Source organism: Pseudoalteromonas sp. SG43-8 (assembly GCF_014164245.1).
GTDB lineage: Bacteria > Pseudomonadota > Gammaproteobacteria > Enterobacterales > Alteromonadaceae > Pseudoalteromonas > Pseudoalteromonas distincta.
This window is the reverse complement of the sequence record NZ_JACJEX010000015.1, coordinates 38,159-55,077: the sequence shown is the minus strand read 5'-3', so window position 1 is coordinate 55,077 and position 16,919 is coordinate 38,159. Positions and strand designations below refer to the sequence as shown.

Below are 16,919 nucleotides of genomic sequence, written 5' to 3'. Positions count from 1 at the left end.
TAGAGGCTTTATTGTACGCTTTAAACGACTCTTTGCCTACGCTCTTAAGTTGAGGATATTTAAACAGGGATTGAAACTATTTCACAGACTTTTTAAGATGATATTTTCTTATAAAACCATAACGATTTTAAATGAATGCTATTTCCTACATTTAATTAGTAAATGCAATTCACTAGCTTTAATAGCCTAAAGTTATAAAAAAAGGCGGCTTAACCACCTTTTTTTCAATTAATTAACTTAGCCAAGTTTAGCAAGTATTTCTCTACGTAATGCGTCGTAATCGGCCTTTATATCGCTTGCTAGGCATGGTTTTGCTAGTGCGTCGCTAAGTGGTTTTGGCATACCTAATTCAATATTTAAAATACCCTCTACGCTTTCTTTAAACTTAGCAGGGTGAGCGGTGGCTAAAAAGATACCCGCGGCCCCTGGCGCTCGATTTTCAACAAGACCTTGGTACGCAATAGCAGTGTGAGGCTCTGCAACATAACCCGTTTGTTGAATTTTTTTCATCACCGATTGCGTGTCTTCCTCGTTTACGCTAGTTGAATAAAAGTTATCGTAGCTAAACCAGTTATTATCTAACATTGTTTGCACACGCGGCCAGTTGTTTGGCTTACTTACATCCATTGCATTTGAAAGCGACTCAAGTGTTGCGTTTGGCGTCCAGGTTTTATCAAGCATAAAGCGCGGCACAGTATCATTTTGGTTGGTTGTTGCACTTAATTTACCTACAGGTAAGCCAATAACCGCACCAATCATTGCAGCACATACATTACCAAAGTTGCCACTTGGCACTGATATATGCGCTGTTGCGCGTTTTTCTTTTGGTAGTTGTGCAATGGCCTCAAAGTAATAACAAACCTGAGCAACTAAACGGCTAATATTAATTGAATTAGCAGAATTAAGCCCAAGTGTTGATTTAACTTCTTCATCTAAAAAGGCATTTTTAACCAACTCTTGGCAATCATCAAAACTGCCATCAACTGCGTAACAATGAATATTGTTACCTAACGTAGTAAATAGCTTTTGCTGAGCAAGTGAAATTTTGCCTTTAGGATATAAGATGACAACATCGATATTCGGCTTGTTATAAAAAGCATGCGCAACGGCTGCACCAGTATCGCCCGATGTTGCAGTTAAAATAGTTACTTTTTCATCTTTATTAAATTGCGCTAAACACTCAGCCATAAAGCGACCACCAAAGTCTTTAAACGCAAGCGTAGGACCATGAAACAACTCTAAGCAGTATGTATTCTCTTCAACTTCCACCAGCTTAACTGGAAAGTTAAATGCATTTTTAACCATTTGTGCCACAGTGTCGCTTGGCAGCTCATCACCAATTAGGTGAGATAATATTTTGCCACTGCGTGTAACAAAGTCCATATCAAGCAATGCATCAACATCGGACAGTGGGGCAAGGGATTCTGGGAAAAACACACCTTGATTACGACCCAAACCTGTTTTTACGGCTTCAACGAACGACACTTTTTGTGAGCTATCTTTTAAATTATGTAATTGCATGACTACCTATCCTATAAAACTGTTAATTGACGCGTGCCGTCGTTATCTAATTTACAAATGTGGCAAAAGCCTTGCTCGTTAATGTAATTTGCCTCTAACCACTGCGCGCATTGCTGTGCAGCTTCAAGTGTTTTACATACACTAAACAAGGTAGGTCCTGCGCCCGAAATACTCACTATTTCAGCGCCCAGCGCTGGTAAGCTTGCTTTGGCTTCACTAAAACCTTTAATAAGCGGTGCGCGGTAAGGTTCTGCTATTTCATCTTTCATTATGCTAAGCGCATCGTCAAAACGATTAGTTAACAGTAAGCTACTAAATGCCGATAAACGCTGTGCAAACTCAACACTTGCATGCATGCTCAACTCTTTTGGTAAAACCGAGCGCGCTTTAGCAGTGTTGAGTGAAAAACCAGGGAACGCAGCAACGTAGTACCAATTATCATCAACAGGCAGTGCAATCGATTTATCAGGGATCAAATCACCTGTTAATTGCAAACCACCTAAATAACATGGCGTGATGTTGTCGTAATGACGACCACCGCTCACTACTGCTTCAAAGTCAGCCATAAGCTCAATAAGCTCAACCTGACTTAAGTTAGTTTGTGCAAACTTATCAAGAGCTGCAAAGGTAGCCACGACCGAGCATGCACTAGAACCAAGTCCAGATCCAATTGGTAAATTCTTTTTAAGCTCGAGCTTTACGCTTGGCATATCAGGCGCTACATGCGCTCTAAAATGTACTAAACACTGGTACGCTAAGTTTTCATTCGCATCACTTGGTAACTTGTGAGCGTAGTTGCCAGTGCAAATAAATTCGTCACTTGGTGCTGCACTTACAACGGCTACATCGCCTAATAAACTACCATCAATTGGCGCAAGCGCTGCGCCAAGTGCATCAAAACCCACTGCAAAATTACCAATAGACGCCGGAGCATATACTTCAATCATAACGAGCTCCTAGCGCGATAGTGTTTTTAAAATATCAGCAAATACACCCGCTGCTGTTACTTCAGAGCCGGCACCATAACCACGAATTACAAACGGACGTGGCTGGTAGTATTGGCTTAAAATAGCAAGCGCGTTTTCGCCATCGCGAATTACATTAAGCGCATGTTTTTCATCAACAGCCTCAATACCTACTTTACAGTGACCTTCTTTAATTGTACCTACATAACGAAGTACCTTTCCTTCGCTCGCAGCACTTTGAATGCGGTCATTAAAATCAGCATCTAGGCTTGGTAGTTTTGCCATAAACTCATCAACGCTATCACCTTGTGCAAAACCTTGTGGTAATACTGACTCAACTTCAATATCACTTAGCTCCAACTTCATACCGGCTTCGCGAGCAATGATCAGTAACTTACGTGCTACATCGGTACCCGATAAATCATCACGAGGATCTGGCTCAGTAAAACCGCTTTCTTTGGCTTTAATAGTTGCCTCAGAAAGTGATAAACCATCTTGAAGTGCGCCAAACATATACGAAAGTGAGCCAGATAAAATACCGCTAAACTCTAGTAACTCATCACCGGCACCAAATAATGACTGCAAGTTATCGATTACTGGTAAACCTGCACCAACGTTAGTTTCGTATAAAAATTTACGATTATTCTTTTGCGTAGCAGCTATTAAATCTTGGTAATACGTGTATGAGCTTGTTGTCGCTTTTTTATTAGCTGCAACCACATGAAAACCTGCATTTAAAAAGTCTACGTACTGCGCAGCAAGTGCATCTGAAGATGTACAATCTACTAATACCGGATTCACTAAGTGGTTTTGCTTAACAAATTGCTCTACTAATTTTAAATCAAATGCTTGCTCAGATGAGGCCAATTTTTGCTGCCAATCACTAAAAGCGATGCCTTCGTTATCAAGGTGTAATTGACGAGAGTTAGCAACACCATACAAGTTAAGTTTAATATTACGCTTTTCAAGCCAAGCTTGCTGGCGCTCAAGCTGATTAATAAGCTCTTGCCCTACTAAGCCACAACCTAGTAAAAACACATCAATTGACGGCACATGCGTGAAAAAGTTTTCATGGCATATTTTTACAGCGTCATTACATAACTCACCATCAATTACCGCAGAAATTGCACTTTCTGTAGAATCCTGTGCAATTGCCACAATATTTACTTGCGCTTGTGCAAGCGATGCAAAAAACTTAGCCGCTAAGCCACGGTGTGCGCGCATGTTGTCGCCCACTAAAGTAACAATGGCTAAATTACGCTGTACTTGTACAGGCTCAATAAGCCCTGCTTGTAATTCAAGCTCAAATGCAGTTTGTAACGCATCCAGTGCAAGTGCTAGGTCTGTTTCGTGCACACAAAAACTAATGCTAAATTCACATGATGATTGCGTGATCAATACAATTGATACGTTATCGTGAGCAAGCGCATTAAATACCTTAGACGCCATGCCTACTTTACCTTTCATGCCTGGGCCTGAAACAGTTAGCATTGCAAGGTCTTGTAAGCTCGAAAGCGCTTTTACTGGCTCATCAGATGAATAATCGTTACCAATTAATGAGCCTTGTGCGTCTGGGTTATGCGTATTTTTAATTTCGCATGGCACGCCTGCTTTAGCACACGGTAAAATTGTTTTAGGGTGAAGTACTTTTGCACCAAAGTAAGAAAGCTCCATCGCTTCTTTATAAGATAAAAAATCTACTTTAGTGGCTTTTTTAATATAACGAGGATCAGCACTGTATACACCATCAACGTCTGTCCAAATTTGGCAAATTTCAGCTTCTAAACATGCTGCTGCAATTGCTGCTGAGTAGTCTGAGCCATTACGGCCAAGCGTTGTAAGCTCGCCCTTGTCATTACTCGCAGTAAAACCAGGCATGATATAAATAGTTGCAGGATTTTCTTTAAGCACAGCTTGAAAGCGCGCTTTACTTATTACTAAATCAGCCTCGGCGTCGATATAACCACCCGTTGAGGCGATACAGCTTGTTGCTTCTAAGTATCTTGCATCGTGCGAGTTCAATAAAGCCTGCATTAAAGAAACGCTAACGCGCTCTCCAAAGCTAATTACAAATGCGCGAACTTGATCAGGGCAACACTGTATAAGCGACACGCCATCTAATTTATTTTTAAGTTCCATTAGATCTGGCCAGCTTGTAACTACTACGCCACTTTTTTCAACGTCAGCTTTTAAGCCTTCACAACGGCTAGCTAAGGCTTGCCATTGCTGCGAAAAATCTAAGCCTTGCTCTGCGGCACTTGCAAGTGCAACTAGCGAATCGGTCATTCCACCTGGAGCAGAAAGCACCAATAACATTTCATCTTTTAACTGTGCTTTAACTAACTGAGCTACCTGTTGTAAGCATGCATAATCGGCAAGTGAAGACCCACCAAATTTTAAAACTCGCATTGTTTATGTTCCTCATCCCATAAAACGAAAAAAGGCCTGTGTTCTAAGTGAACACAGGCCTTTAAATTTGTTGCACCGACCTATGCCACTATCCAGTAAGAATGATGGTTGTAATAATAATGGTCAGTACGCGATTAATTGTTTTCATATGTTAAGACTGCCTTAACAAAGGCTATGCTGTCAACCCTAAATTAAAAGATAAAACAGCCTTTTTTAACATGAAAAAACCTAATGAATGCCAAATTTATGCAATATTTCATTCAAGCTTGATTTATTAATAGGTTTATCAATAAAATCAATTGCGCCAAGCTGGGCGACTCGTTGCTTCATTTTTTCCTGTATATCAGCAGAAATAACCAACACAAAGCACTCTATTTTTTCTGTTTTTATAGTTTCAAGTACTTGTATACCATCAACCTCTGGCATGGTGAGGTCTAGGCACAGTAAATCAAAGTTTTGTGCTCTTAAAAGATCGAGGGCGTTTGCTCCATTTATAGCTTGTTGTATATCTGCGTCTATACACTCATTTAAACACCGCACGACTTGTTTACGAGCAACAGCAGAATCATCACAGACTAATATCGAAAATTTCATCATGTTTACTACTACACAACCATCAAAGTTATTAAAAGACCATCTTCCTTTGCACTAAGGACACTTTAACACGCATCTAAATACTTAGCGCATTAATAATTCAATGCAATAATAAATATAGAATTAATTCATTTAAATGTGATTAACGAAACTAAATTCTAATCAAACTTACAAAACTTAACGTCTAACGAATTTACTAATTCATAGCTGAGTTTAATTACATTAATACTACATACCTACTTAATTAGATTTATCTTATTAAATTTTAACTTTTTTATTTATTTTTAGAGGTTTATTGACTAACTTTTAAATTACAATAGTAACGTTACAAAAATAACAAAGGATGAACAAGTCACTCATGTTACAAAAAAGCCTTTCTAAGAAGCTACTAACAAGCGTTTTATCCGTTTATTTTTTGCTTACCTTCGTAGTGACTTGCGGACAGGTGCTTGCTGAATATCTCAATACTAAAGACTATATACGTGATGAATTAAGTACATTACAAAAAACCTTTAGTCGTAGCTTAACACGTGCAATTTGGGAGCTTAATACCAAGCAAACAATTACAACAGCAGAAGGTTTACTCGCCATTCCCATGATTGAAGGGATTATTGTTCGAGATGACAGCGGCGAAATTATTTCACAGTTAGGGCGCTCGCTCGACATACATAAGCTATATAACCAACAGTTAGTACAAGAAGAAGCTATTTTAGAAGACGCGAAATCCGGTCTGTTTGGTTATACCTTTCCACTTATTTTTGAATTTTCTGGCCGTGCTACCCAAGTGGGTGACGTTACCTTATTTTCTAGCCGAGAAGTTGTTTTAAGCCGAATTATGGTATCAATCTACTTTTTGATTGGTAATGCGATGATTAAAACCACCTTTTTAATCATTTTATTTTTAATGGCATTTAGAAAGCTTCTTACAGATCCCTTAGCTGAGCTCACTGAGCAACTAGAAAACCTAGAATTAGATGAGCTAGAAGGACAACACATTGAAATAGAAACAGAGGAGCATAACGAACTAAAAGTAATGGAGCAGTCGTTTAACAAACTAATAGATAAAGTGGTTCAGTATAGGAAAGAGCTTGAGCACACCCAAAAAGAACTCATTATTAGTAACGAAAAACTCGATCATCACAACATACAACTTGAGCAAGACGTAGCCCGTAAAACATCAAACTTAAGCCAAGCAATGATGGAATTACAACAGCAAAAATACGAACTTGAAAAGCAAAAAATTGTGCTCACTGAAGAAATAGACTTGCGCCGCAGCACAGAGCAAGAGCTAATTACAAAACAAACTGAATCCCAACGTTATATAGAAGAATTAAGCCTTGCACAGGAACGTTTATTAGGCACAGAAAAAATGGCCGCACTAGGCGGACTTGTGGCGGGTATTACACATGATATAAACACCCCTATTGGGATAGGTGTAACGGCAATATCGTTTTTGCAAGAACGCTTAAATAAACTCGAAAGTGCTTATAGTGAAAAAACACTTTCACCAAAAGCACTAGAAGAATTTATTAACGAAGCAAAACAAAGTACAAGCTTGTTAACCACTAACTTAGATAGAGCCTCAGAGCTTATTGCTAGCTTTAAGCAAATAGCGGTCGATCAGGCCAGTGAAGCAGTAAGAACTATTAACTTTAAAGATTACACTAACGAAGTAATACGATCACTGCATCCAAAACTAAAAAAGACATCTCACACAATAAAATTAGAATGCCCTGATGATTTAGTTTTAAATTTACCTGCAGGTGCCATCAGCCAAATTTTTACTAACTTAATTATGAATTCACTGATTCATGGCTTTGAAGGTAAAAGCAACGGTGTGATGGATATCAAAATAAGTGCAGATGACACTAACTTGACGATTGATTACAAAGATGACGGTAACGGTGTTACCAGTGAGCAATTGAAAAAGTTGTTTGACCCATTCTTTACGACTAAGCGCGATGAAGGCGGAAGCGGATTAGGTACCCATATAATGTTTAATTTAGTTAAACAAACTCTTAGCGGATCTATTGATGCAACGAGTGAACCTGGCAAAGGCCTACGTTACTATATTCAATTTCCAAAGAACATGGCTAAGCCAATGCCTATTTTTGAAAAATATGAATAAAAAAAGTTCATATATTAAATTTATTAGTAACAAATCAGTCATTTCGAGATGCTGTTTTTATTGCTATGATTGGACAAATTTTTCAAATGGATCAATTCCCCTATGTGGTTTAGTAACCTTATTTGTTACCGCTTTAAGCAAGACGTTTCATACACCCAAGAAGATTTTGATAAAGCATTAGAGCAAGATTTATTTCGCCCATGTACTGGTCAAGAGCTTGCAACATTTGGTTGGACGAAAGCGTTTGGAAAGCATGGCGAAACACTATCGCATTTTTCTCAAAAAAGTATTTTAGTTTGCGCAAAACGTGAAGAAAAAGTACTCCCAGCTTCTGTTATCAACGAACTAGTTGCTGAGAAAATTGATCAGATAGAAGCCGAAGAAAACCGCCCTGTTAAAAAGAAAGAAAAAGACGAATTAAAAGAAAACATTCTTCATACTCTTCTACCCCAGGCATTTAAAAAGTCGAGCTTACAATTTGCCTTTATTGACCAAGAAAATGGCTGGGTGGTTGTAAATAGTGGCAGCTTTAATAAAGCTGAAGAGCTACTGGCACTACTTCGTAAATCGTTAGGAACGCTCCCAGTTGTACCTGCGTTTGCTAACTACGACCTAGATGTATTCTTAACTGATTGGTTAACTAACTTTAGTACACCAGAAGGCTTTGCTATTGGCTCTGACGCTGAGCTTGAAGAAGCTGACGATAGCGGCGCACAAGTAAAACTAAAAGGCCATGATCTGGCATGTGATGAGGTTAAATCGCACTTAGAAAGTGGTAAACGCGTAACTAAACTGGCACTTGATTGGCAAGAACGCCTTAAGTTTATGCTGCAAAACGATGGCTCTATCAAGCGTTTAAGCTACTCTGAAACTCTAAAAGAAGAGAACGCAGATATTCCTAAAGAAGATATGGCTTTAAAACTTGATGCTGACTTTATTTTAGCTTCTGAGGAAATAAAGCAATTACTTGAAGAACTAACGGCTGGCTTAGGTGACGTTGAAGATTTAGAAAAAGCGTAAATACCACCACAACCTACATAAATATTTAAACGCTTTGAAGCATTAAATAGAGCCATATATAAGCAGGTTGGTATAACAGATAAAAATCCGATAGCAGTTTACTGCTATCGGATTTTTTAATGGAATTTTAGAAGCACTTATTTATATATTTGTTATCCGCGAACAGAATTTAGCTAACGTTCGGCGTATTAAAACCTAAGGTAATCATCTTTCAGTAAGAGGTTACAGCATGGTTCAAAGGTAAGTTATGTAGAGTGATATGAGATTATCTGTACTCACTTCAAGCCGGACGGTACAAAATAAGTTTTGATTTTAATTAAAATCATTAACTTATTTCGTGCAGATAGCTCATTTTAGCTTTTAACGTCTTCAGCTTTAGGTTGGCGATATATTTTTATAATGTGGTATAAATTTACAAGCGACAATAAGCCGTTGGTAAAAATAACAGGTACTGCGCCAATGGCAACACCGTATGCAGTAAATACAATACAACCAAACATGTTGTACCAACGCAGTTTTACTACATCTGTCATTGTTAACGATGCAACCAATAAAGCTGATGCAATATAACCTAAATATTCCCAACTCAATTGTTCTCTCCTAGCCTTTAGGTTAGCATTACATGCACTGCTAACTTATGGCACTTATAAGTATTGCAAAGTTACAACAAAATAAAAAAGCTAACTTGCTTAAAAACCTGAAAAAGTTTGCCGGAAAATACCAGCAAATTCTTAAATCATTACACGGGAAATGAAGGTAAAATAATACTATTAGCAAAGCTAATAATATTAGTAGCAAGTTAGCGTAAATTCTTAGTGTCTTAATGCTAACGTCATTAAGATGTAATAAATAGGACAAATGTCCGAAGAGCACATTGATGTTTCAATACCATTTTTCTAGTTACCTTGTTGATCAGCTTTTAACCTTTGCCGGTAGTAGCTATCAACAATCAAAAAAAGAAGTTCTGATCCATCAAGATCAGCCTTTAAGCAAGCTTGTGCTTGTACGCAGTGGCACTGTGTCGTTTAGTTACGACGTAGGTAATGGACGACGCCTGCTGTTAGGACAATTGGATTGTAACAACACCCTTATTGGTGAAATAGAAGCGCTAAATAATAATCCGTGTATTTATACGGTAACGTGCTTTAGCGATGTAACTTATAATCTTATTGAATTAAGACATTGGCGTGCTCTGCTGCTTGAAAAACCAGAACTGAGTTTATACACCGCACAAACTATTGCGGCTAAATTTCAGGAAAACCAAAAAATCAATTTAGATAAGCTACTACTACCATTGAGCTACAACATAGCCAAAGATTGCTTACTAAGAGCCGAGAACAACAACCCTACGCTACTTAGAGCCTATCCAACTGTAAATGCTGAAGCCGAACGCTTTGCTACCACTGAGCGAGCTTACAGACGTGTTGTTACAGAACTTGTCGAAAAAGGCTTGGTACTTAGAAGTAACGATGGCTTACAAGCAGTCGATATACCAAAGCTAAGTGAATACGTAGATAGCTTTGCTCAACTTTAAGTTATTTAAAATTTACCCATAAAAAAAGGCCTTAACGGCCTTTTTCTATTTATACAAATTACTGATTACTTCTCTAGCAAAATGTCATGAATTTTCACAAGATCAGATTTGCCTGCAATAATTTCATCCGGTGTTAAACCCGATAGTTCATGCGGGAACACTAACCACTCTTCAGACTCATGAATATAATAATCTGGAACAGTGTCTACTTTTGAGTTTTTTGGCTTGTAGTACGGACATGCAATACGAATATCACGTGGCAAGTTTAAGCGCATAAGCTCTGAAAGCTTTTCTTTTAATGCAACAATACTACGACCAGAGTCAAATACATCATCAACAATTAATAATGAGTCGCCTGCATTTGCGTTCTCAACAATGTAATGCAAACCGTGGACTTTAATTTCTTTAGATTGTTTACCAATACCGTAATAAGACGATGTACGTACTGCAATGTGGTCAGTCTCAATGCCTTTATAATCGTAATATTCTTGAACAGCAATACCGATCGGTGCACCACCTCGCCAAATACCAATAATAAAATCAGGACGAAAGCCATCTTGGTATACTTGTGCCGCTACGCGGAACGAATCTTCAAGCAGCTGTTGAGCTGTGATGTAGCACTTATCTGACATAATTAGAAACCCCAGTGGTGGATATAAGATTTGAGCGCAGCTTAGAGTTAAGCAAAAATTAAACTCAAACAGGTATTGGCGACGGATTTTACCGCAAATGAAATAAAATTGCTTGCCTGTAAATTAAAAAATAGGCACCCAAAGGTGCCTATTTTTAGTGTAAAAAGCATAATTTAGTAAATATTATGCTTTTTCTTGTAGGGTACGAGCAACCGTACGCATACCTTGAGTTGTTGCGCCCGCTGCCCATTGGCTTGTACTGCCCATGTTAAAAGCAGCAGCTAAATCTATGTGCACCCAGCCTTTGCCATCGTTTGGCACAAAGCGTGATAAAAAGCCTGCAGCATTCGATGCACCGCCGTAACCGCCACCCTTTTGTGCACGGCTATTTGCCGTATCAGCATAAGGAGATGGGCAGTTTTGTTGATGCCATTTTTCAAGAGGAAGTGGCCAAGCAGCTTCCATTTCTTGAGATGCAAAACTTTCAACTTCACGTGCAAGTTCTTTATCAAGTGCAAATAATGCATTGTACTCTTGGCCAACAGCAACAAGCGCTGCTCCAGTTAGTGTTGCTGCATCAATGATAAGTGGAGCGCCAGTCTCTCCTGCTGCCATTAAGCCATCAGCAAGTACTAAGCGACCTTCAGCATCCGTGTTTACAATTTCAACTGTTGTGCCATTTTTGTAAGTAAGAATGTCACCTAGTTTGTATGCATGACCCGAAATTAAGTTCTCAGCACAACATAAAAACAGCTTAATACGTTTTTCAATACCACGGTTAATAGCCAATGCTAAACCTGCTGTTACTGTTGCAGCGCCGCCCATGTCGCACTTCATACCAAGCATACCTTCGCTTGATTTGATTGAGTAACCACCTGAGTCAAACGTAATACCTTTACCTACAAGCGCAGCACTTACTGGTGCATTTTCGTCGCCTGTTGGGTTGTAATCAAGCTCAAGCAATACTGGTGGGCGAACACTACCGCGACCAACTGCATGAATACCAATCCACTGTTGTTCTAGTAACGCATCACCTTTAATAATTTGGTAACTTACGTGTTCAGGCGCTAATGATTGAATAAACTCAGCTGCTTTTTCAGCTAGGCTTTCTGGGTAAATGTCATCGGCAGTACCGTTAACCATTTCACGTGCCCAAATTGCTGACGTTTTTAAGTGAGCAAGTTCTTTAATATCTGATTGTGCGTTATCAACAAACTCAACACCGTTTAATGATTTTGGTGTTACAAAGCCTTGGTAAAAAGCCCACTGGCTTTCTGTACACCAAGTATCACCTGCTAATTCAACATTTTTAACGCCTTGGCTTGCAATAGTACGGCCTGCTTTTTGAACATTTTTTAATGTGTCTTGCTCAGATAAATGAACAGTTGCACCGCGCTCGTTAAAAGACAATGACGCATTATCGCCCCAATGACTCGCTGCTGCTTGTTCGCTTAGTTGAACAACAAATTTTTCACTCATGTTAAAATTCCCTTGCACTTAAATGTGCCACCGAGTTTACTATAGAGCGCTTAAGTTCCCAACAGCTTGAGATAAATAACATAAATCACACTGCTGAGCAGTGTTTACGCTTTGGAAGTTATTATGAAGTACACGCCAACGCTGCAACCGGCCATATTATTAAAGCGTTATAAACGCTTTTTAGCTGATTTACAATTAAGTGATGGCAGCGAATTTACCGCCCACTGTGCAAATACAGGTAAAATGACGGGATGCGCTGAGCCAGGCTTTACTGCTTTTTATTCAACAAGCGATAACGCAAAACGAAAATACCCGCATTCATTAGAGCTTACGCAAAATAACTTATCGCAGCTTATTTGTGTAAATACAGCGGTAGCTAATAAAGTAGTAGAAGAGGCAATCAACAATAATGTGATAAGCGAGCTACTCGACTACAGTCAATTGCAAAGCGAAGTTAAGTACGGCAGCGAAAACAGTCGTATCGACTTTTTACTCACAGACGAAAATAAGCCCGATTGCTATGTAGAAGTTAAATCAGTCACATTATTAAGCGAAGATGCACCACAAAGCGGGCAAGGCTACTTTCCTGATGCGCAAACACTGCGCGGGCAAAAACATATTCGCGAACTAATAGAAATGATCGAACAAGGCCACCGAGCAGTATTACTGTTCGCTGTTTTGCATGAAGGAATAAATACCGTAAGTGCAGCTGCGCATATTGATAAAAAATACGCGATGTTATTAAGCCAAGCAATAATAGCCGGTGTTGAAGTATTAGCATACAAAGCCAAAATTTCAGCTAATGAAGTCTTACTTCATAAAAAAATAGCATTTATAGAATAGTGTAATAAAACAAGGGATTGAACTAAGCGTAATTTACAAAGTACTCTAATTAAAGAAAGTGGTAAAAAGTGAATTATAAAAATTAACTTGTTTTTAAAGCTTTTGCCCATATAACAAGGCAAGTTTTAGAAAGCGAATATGTGAATTAATTAAAAGTGTAAATAAACTATTAATACACTTTTTACTCAGTAAGCATGGTTGAAGCTAATTCGATTAATTAAAAATAAATTTGCCTAGTGTATAAGATTCTGTTATCTATACCGCCGGCTAATGCTGAGGCATTAAATTAAGGATTTAGGAGAGAGTTATGCCAGACCAAAAGAAACATGGTTTATTGGCTCAAGCCGGTTTAGAACCATATCAAGAAAAACCAGGCGAAGAGTACATGAATGAAGCACAACGTGCTCATTTTAGAGCAATTTTAGAGACTTGGCGTAACGATTTACGTAACGAAGTTGATCGCACTAAATCGCACATGCAAGACGAAGCTGCTAACTTTCCTGACCCAGTTGACCGCGCTGCACAAGAAGAAGAATTCTCTTTAGAACTTCGTACTCGTGACCGCGAACGTAAATTAATCAAAAAAATTGAAAAAACAATTAATTTGATTAAAGAAGATGATTTTGGCTTTTGTGAGTCTTGTGGCATCGAAATTGGCATACGTCGCTTAGAAGCACGTCCTACTGCCGATTTATGCGTAGACTGTAAAACACTTGCAGAAATCAAAGAAAAGCAATCTGGACGCGGCTAATTAAAACTTATTAGTTAGTTATGTCTCCTACAGCCGTTACTGCGCCTATGCGTAAATATCGCGGTCGTTTTGCACCGTCTCCTTCTGGGCCATTACATTTTGGCTCACTTGTAGCGGCTGTGGGTAGCTACCTAGATGCAAAAGCTAACCAAGGAAAATGGTTAGTTCGTATAGAAGACATTGACACTACGCGCGTGGTTAAAAACGCCGACTCCGATATTCTAAATACCTTACAAGCCTACGCCCTTTACTGGGATGAACCTGTTGTATATCAAACGCAGCGTCTGTCTTTATATCAAGATATTACCCACTCACTTTTAGAGCAAAATCTTGTTTATGGTTGTACCTGTACTCGCAAGCAAATAAAGGCCATTGGCGGTATTTATCAGGGGCATTGCAAAGCACTTAATCATCATACTCAATCCGGCGCACTTCGTTTAGTTCAGCAACATCCAACGACCCAATTTAGTGATTTAATTCAAGGTGATATATCGGTAAATAGTGCATTATCCCACGAAGATTACTTAATTAAACGCAGTGACGGTTTATTTGCATATCAACTTGTTGTAGTCGTCGATGATATTGATCAAAAGATTAATCGAATCGTAAGAGGCGCAGATTTAATTGAACCAACAGCACGGCAAATTAGTTTGTTTAAACAACTCGACAGCCCTGTACCTGAATTTGCTCATTTACCTTTAGCGGTTGCCAAACCCGGTTTTAAACTATCTAAACAAAATTATGCCCCCGCCATTTGTAAGCAAAATCCAAAGCCTGCTTTAATTAGCGCTTTTGAATTTTTAGGGCTACCTGTTATAGCTGATTTAAGCGACTTAAATATAGAACAATTAATCGATTGGGGAATTAAAAACTTTAGCTTAAAACAGGTCCCCCAAGTATCCGAAATACAAATTTCTCAACATCCACATAGCCAGAAAGTCCAATTTACACATTTAAGTAAATAAAATAGCTAAAAACGGCTTAATTTCAACACATCAACTTAATTTTTAAACCCTGCTGGTATATGATAGCCGCCTAAATATATGCTAATTACGTCAAACAGCTTGTACTGGGTTATAACCGCCCTATTTGCTGTAACTTTTGATTGCGATGCAGAGTCAATCACACCTTCTAGGAGACAGACTATTATTTCCAAGCTTTTTCAATTTTGCCGACAAATAATCGGCCCGAATACAAGTGCACAAAGCGCTTCTGTAAGCAGTGAACCTATTGTTGTCACTCGTGGTGAGCATGGTATTTCTCGCAAACAATTTAGCCCAAATGCAATCAAAGTATTATACCGCTTAAAAGACGGTGGCTACGATGCCTACCTTGTTGGTGGTTGTATTCGCGATATATTGTTAGGCCAACAGCCAAAAGATTTTGACGTAGTTACTAATGCAACTCCAGATCAGGTAAAAAAACTATTTAGAAACTGTCGCCTGATAGGTCGTCGCTTTCGTCTAGCACACATTGTATTTGGTCGTGAAATTATCGAAGTGGCAACAATGCGTGGCCACCACGAAGCGCAAGAAGACAAAAATCAAATAAGCCAATCAAGCAATGAAGGTCAATTACTTCGTGACAATGTATTTGGCAGTATTGAAGAAGATGCAGAGCGCCGCGACTTTTCAATCAATGCGCTTTATTACTCAATTAAAGATTTTAGTATTCACGATTACGCTAACGGCTTAGCGGCAATTAAAGCTAAACAAATCGAACTTATTGGCGACCCTGAAACGCGTTACCGCGAAGACCCTGTTCGTATGTTACGTGCAGTACGTTTTGCCACTAAGCTTGATATGAGCATTGCGCCTAAAAGTGAAAAGCCAATTAGCGAGCTTGCAAGCTTGCTTGATAACATTCCGCCAGCTCGTTTATTTGAAGAAATTCTTAAACTGTTTTTAAACGGCAAGGCCGAAGCTAACTTTTTAATGCTGCGTAAATACGGCTTATTCCGCTCACTTTTTCCTGAACTTGATAAAATTTTAGATAAAAACCCAAGTGGCTTAGAGCACACGCTTATTCAGCAAATGTTTCAAAATACCGACAAGCGTATTAATGCCGATAAAAAAGTAACACCGGCGTTTATTTTTGCTGCCCTACTTTGGTTCCCACTGCTTGAGCGCACTAAAAAAATTCAAAGCCAAGAGCAACTATCTGAATACGATGCTTTCGCACAAGCAATGAATAAAGTACTAAGCGATAATTCACAGCATATAGCTGTTCCTAAGCGCTTTACTTTAGGTGCTCGCGATATTTGGCATATTCAGCACCGCTTAGATAAACGTGCTGGCCAACGTGCATACAGGCTAACGCAACAGCCTCGCTTTAAAGCCGCTTACGACTTTTTATTATTACGCGTAGATGCAGGCGAAACTCAGCATACAGAGCTTGCTCAGTGGTGGACACAATACTTAAGTAAAGATATAAACGGCCAAAAAGAGATGGTTAAAAGCTTAGGTCATCAAGGTGGTCCTAAGCCGCGAAAGCGCCGTCGCCCTACTAAAAAGCCAACTGAGTAATAACATGCATTGTGTTTATTTGGGTTTAGGTGCCAACCTAAACTCACCAAAAGAGCAGCTTGATAACGCGATAATTGCGCTTAAAAAGCTGCCTAATTGTGAATTTGTAAACGTATCGCATTACTATGCAAGTAAGCCTATGGGCCCACAAGATCAACCAGACTATATCAATGCCGTAGCCTGTATTAAAACGACCCTTGATCCAGAGCAATTACTTGATTTAACACAAAGTATTGAGCTTGAGCATGGTCGAGTAAGAAAAGCTGATCGTTGGGGTCCACGCACACTTGATATCGATACCCTATTATTTGATGATCAAATTATAAATACGGCGCGCTTAACCGTGCCTCATTGTGGTTTGAGTGATCGCGAGTTTGTGGTTTACCCACTATTAGAGCTTGCACCTGAACTTATTTTACCTAGCGGCATTGCATTAAAAACCATTGCAAATAACTTACCGCTCAACGACTTACAACAATTACCTCTGTAATTAACCTAGGCTTTTGCCTGCGAGGATA

At 39.0% G+C, this 16,919-nt stretch carries 15 protein-coding genes; 8 read left to right on the top strand and 7 right to left on the bottom strand.

Annotated elements, in window-relative coordinates; all coding sequences use genetic code 11:
- Positions 1-237: 237 nt before the first annotated feature.
- The 4 genes from thrC to H5122_RS17990 all read right to left on the bottom strand — a co-directional run bounded on the left by thrC (position 238) and on the right by H5122_RS17990 (position 5,492).
- Positions 238-1,521, bottom strand: a complete 1,284-nt coding sequence (gene thrC / locus H5122_RS18005; RefSeq protein ID WP_182682821.1) for a threonine synthase — start codon at positions 1,519-1,521, stop codon at positions 238-240.
- An 11-nt stretch (positions 1,522-1,532) separates the two neighbouring features.
- On the bottom strand, positions 1,533-2,468 hold the full coding sequence (gene thrB / locus H5122_RS18000; RefSeq protein WP_182682822.1) for a homoserine kinase: 936 nt from the start codon (positions 2,466-2,468) through the stop codon (positions 1,533-1,535).
- 9 nt (positions 2,469-2,477) lie between these two features.
- Positions 2,478-4,895: a bifunctional aspartate kinase/homoserine dehydrogenase I gene (gene thrA, locus H5122_RS17995; protein ID WP_182682823.1), complete on the bottom strand. Its 2,418-nt coding sequence runs from the start codon at positions 4,893-4,895 to the stop codon at positions 2,478-2,480.
- Between the two features lie 228 nt (positions 4,896-5,123).
- Positions 5,124-5,492, bottom strand: a complete 369-nt coding sequence (locus H5122_RS17990; RefSeq protein ID WP_024596295.1) for a response regulator — start codon at positions 5,490-5,492, stop codon at positions 5,124-5,126.
- 355 nt (positions 5,493-5,847) lie between these two features.
- On the opposite strand from H5122_RS17990, the gene H5122_RS17985 reads away from it, so the two are divergent.
- Both H5122_RS17985 and rdgC read left to right on the top strand, forming a co-directional pair.
- Positions 5,848-7,617 carry a sensor histidine kinase gene (locus H5122_RS17985; protein ID WP_182672773.1) on the top strand — a complete coding sequence of 590 codons (1,770 nt, stop codon included), beginning with the start codon at positions 5,848-5,850 and terminating at the stop codon, positions 7,615-7,617.
- Between the two features lie 102 nt (positions 7,618-7,719).
- A complete protein-coding gene (gene rdgC / locus H5122_RS17980) occupies positions 7,720-8,637 on the top strand; it encodes a recombination-associated protein RdgC (protein ID WP_002962662.1) in 918 nt (305 codons plus the stop codon).
- A gap of 353 nt (positions 8,638-8,990) precedes the next feature.
- Here rdgC and H5122_RS17975 read toward each other — a convergent pair whose 3' ends face one another.
- Positions 8,991-9,227 (bottom strand): YgjV family protein, encoded by a 237-nt coding sequence (locus H5122_RS17975; RefSeq protein ID WP_149594066.1) that lies wholly within the window; start codon positions 9,225-9,227, stop codon positions 8,991-8,993.
- 287 nt (positions 9,228-9,514) lie between these two features.
- On the opposite strand from H5122_RS17975, the gene H5122_RS17970 reads away from it, so the two are divergent.
- Positions 9,515-10,171 (top strand): Crp/Fnr family transcriptional regulator, encoded by a 657-nt coding sequence (locus H5122_RS17970; RefSeq protein WP_002962665.1) that lies wholly within the window; start codon positions 9,515-9,517, stop codon positions 10,169-10,171.
- Positions 10,172-10,236: 65 nt separating this feature from the next.
- On the opposite strand, the gene H5122_RS17965 is transcribed toward H5122_RS17970, so the two are convergent.
- Positions 10,237-10,803, bottom strand: coding sequence for a phosphoribosyltransferase (locus tag H5122_RS17965; RefSeq protein WP_002962666.1), 567 nt, complete (start codon positions 10,801-10,803; stop codon positions 10,237-10,239).
- Between the two features lie 183 nt (positions 10,804-10,986).
- Positions 10,987-12,282, bottom strand: coding sequence for an aminopeptidase PepB (gene pepB / locus H5122_RS17960; RefSeq protein ID WP_002962668.1), 1,296 nt, complete (start codon positions 12,280-12,282; stop codon positions 10,987-10,989).
- A gap of 123 nt (positions 12,283-12,405) precedes the next feature.
- Here pepB and sfsA point away from each other — a divergent pair, with 123 nt between their 5' ends.
- The 5 genes from sfsA to folK all read left to right on the top strand — a co-directional run bounded on the left by sfsA (position 12,406) and on the right by folK (position 16,891).
- Positions 12,406-13,125, top strand: a complete 720-nt coding sequence (gene sfsA, locus H5122_RS17955; protein WP_182672774.1) for a DNA/RNA nuclease SfsA — start codon at positions 12,406-12,408, stop codon at positions 13,123-13,125.
- Between the two features lie 307 nt (positions 13,126-13,432).
- Complete coding sequence (dksA, locus tag H5122_RS17950) at positions 13,433-13,876, top strand: RNA polymerase-binding protein DksA (protein WP_149594063.1); 444 nt, start codon at positions 13,433-13,435, stop codon at positions 13,874-13,876.
- 20 nt (positions 13,877-13,896) lie between these two features.
- Positions 13,897-14,841 carry a tRNA glutamyl-Q(34) synthetase GluQRS gene (gluQRS, locus tag H5122_RS17945; RefSeq protein ID WP_182672775.1) on the top strand — a complete coding sequence of 315 codons (945 nt, stop codon included), beginning with the start codon at positions 13,897-13,899 and terminating at the stop codon, positions 14,839-14,841.
- A 78-nt stretch (positions 14,842-14,919) separates the two neighbouring features.
- Complete coding sequence (gene pcnB, locus H5122_RS17940; RefSeq protein ID WP_206013271.1) at positions 14,920-16,401, top strand: polynucleotide adenylyltransferase PcnB; 1,482 nt, start codon at positions 14,920-14,922, stop codon at positions 16,399-16,401.
- A 4-nt stretch (positions 16,402-16,405) separates the two neighbouring features.
- Complete coding sequence (folK, locus tag H5122_RS17935; protein ID WP_182682824.1) at positions 16,406-16,891, top strand: 2-amino-4-hydroxy-6-hydroxymethyldihydropteridine diphosphokinase; 486 nt, start codon at positions 16,406-16,408, stop codon at positions 16,889-16,891.
- The last annotated feature ends 28 nt before the right edge of the window (positions 16,892-16,919 follow it).

Excerpts from the sequence above, each read along its gene's own strand:
- thrC (WP_182682821.1), bottom strand. The coding sequence starts at position 1,521 with ATGCAATTACATAATTTAAAAGATAGCTCACAAAAAGTGTCGTTCGTT.
- pcnB (WP_206013271.1), top strand. The coding sequence starts at position 14,920 with ATGCTAATTACGTCAAACAGCTTGTACTGGGTTATAACCGCCCTATTT.
- gluQRS (WP_182672775.1), top strand. The coding sequence starts at position 13,897 with ATGTCTCCTACAGCCGTTACTGCGCCTATGCGTAAATATCGCGGTCGT.
- folK (WP_182682824.1), top strand. The coding sequence starts at position 16,406 with ATGCATTGTGTTTATTTGGGTTTAGGTGCCAACCTAAACTCACCAAAA.
- sfsA (WP_182672774.1), top strand. The coding sequence starts at position 12,406 with ATGAAGTACACGCCAACGCTGCAACCGGCCATATTATTAAAGCGTTAT.
- H5122_RS17970 (WP_002962665.1), top strand. The coding sequence starts at position 9,515 with ATGTTTCAATACCATTTTTCTAGTTACCTTGTTGATCAGCTTTTAACC.
- dksA (WP_149594063.1), top strand. The coding sequence starts at position 13,433 with ATGCCAGACCAAAAGAAACATGGTTTATTGGCTCAAGCCGGTTTAGAA.
- pepB (WP_002962668.1), bottom strand. The coding sequence starts at position 12,282 with ATGAGTGAAAAATTTGTTGTTCAACTAAGCGAACAAGCAGCAGCGAGT.
- thrA (WP_182682823.1), bottom strand. The coding sequence starts at position 4,895 with ATGCGAGTTTTAAAATTTGGTGGGTCTTCACTTGCCGATTATGCATGC.
- H5122_RS17985 (WP_182672773.1), top strand. The coding sequence starts at position 5,848 with ATGTTACAAAAAAGCCTTTCTAAGAAGCTACTAACAAGCGTTTTATCC.
- H5122_RS17990 (WP_024596295.1), bottom strand. The coding sequence starts at position 5,492 with ATGATGAAATTTTCGATATTAGTCTGTGATGATTCTGCTGTTGCTCGT.
- rdgC (WP_002962662.1), top strand. The coding sequence starts at position 7,720 with ATGTGGTTTAGTAACCTTATTTGTTACCGCTTTAAGCAAGACGTTTCA.
- H5122_RS17965 (WP_002962666.1), bottom strand. The coding sequence starts at position 10,803 with ATGTCAGATAAGTGCTACATCACAGCTCAACAGCTGCTTGAAGATTCG.
- thrB (WP_182682822.1), bottom strand. The coding sequence starts at position 2,468 with ATGATTGAAGTATATGCTCCGGCGTCTATTGGTAATTTTGCAGTGGGT.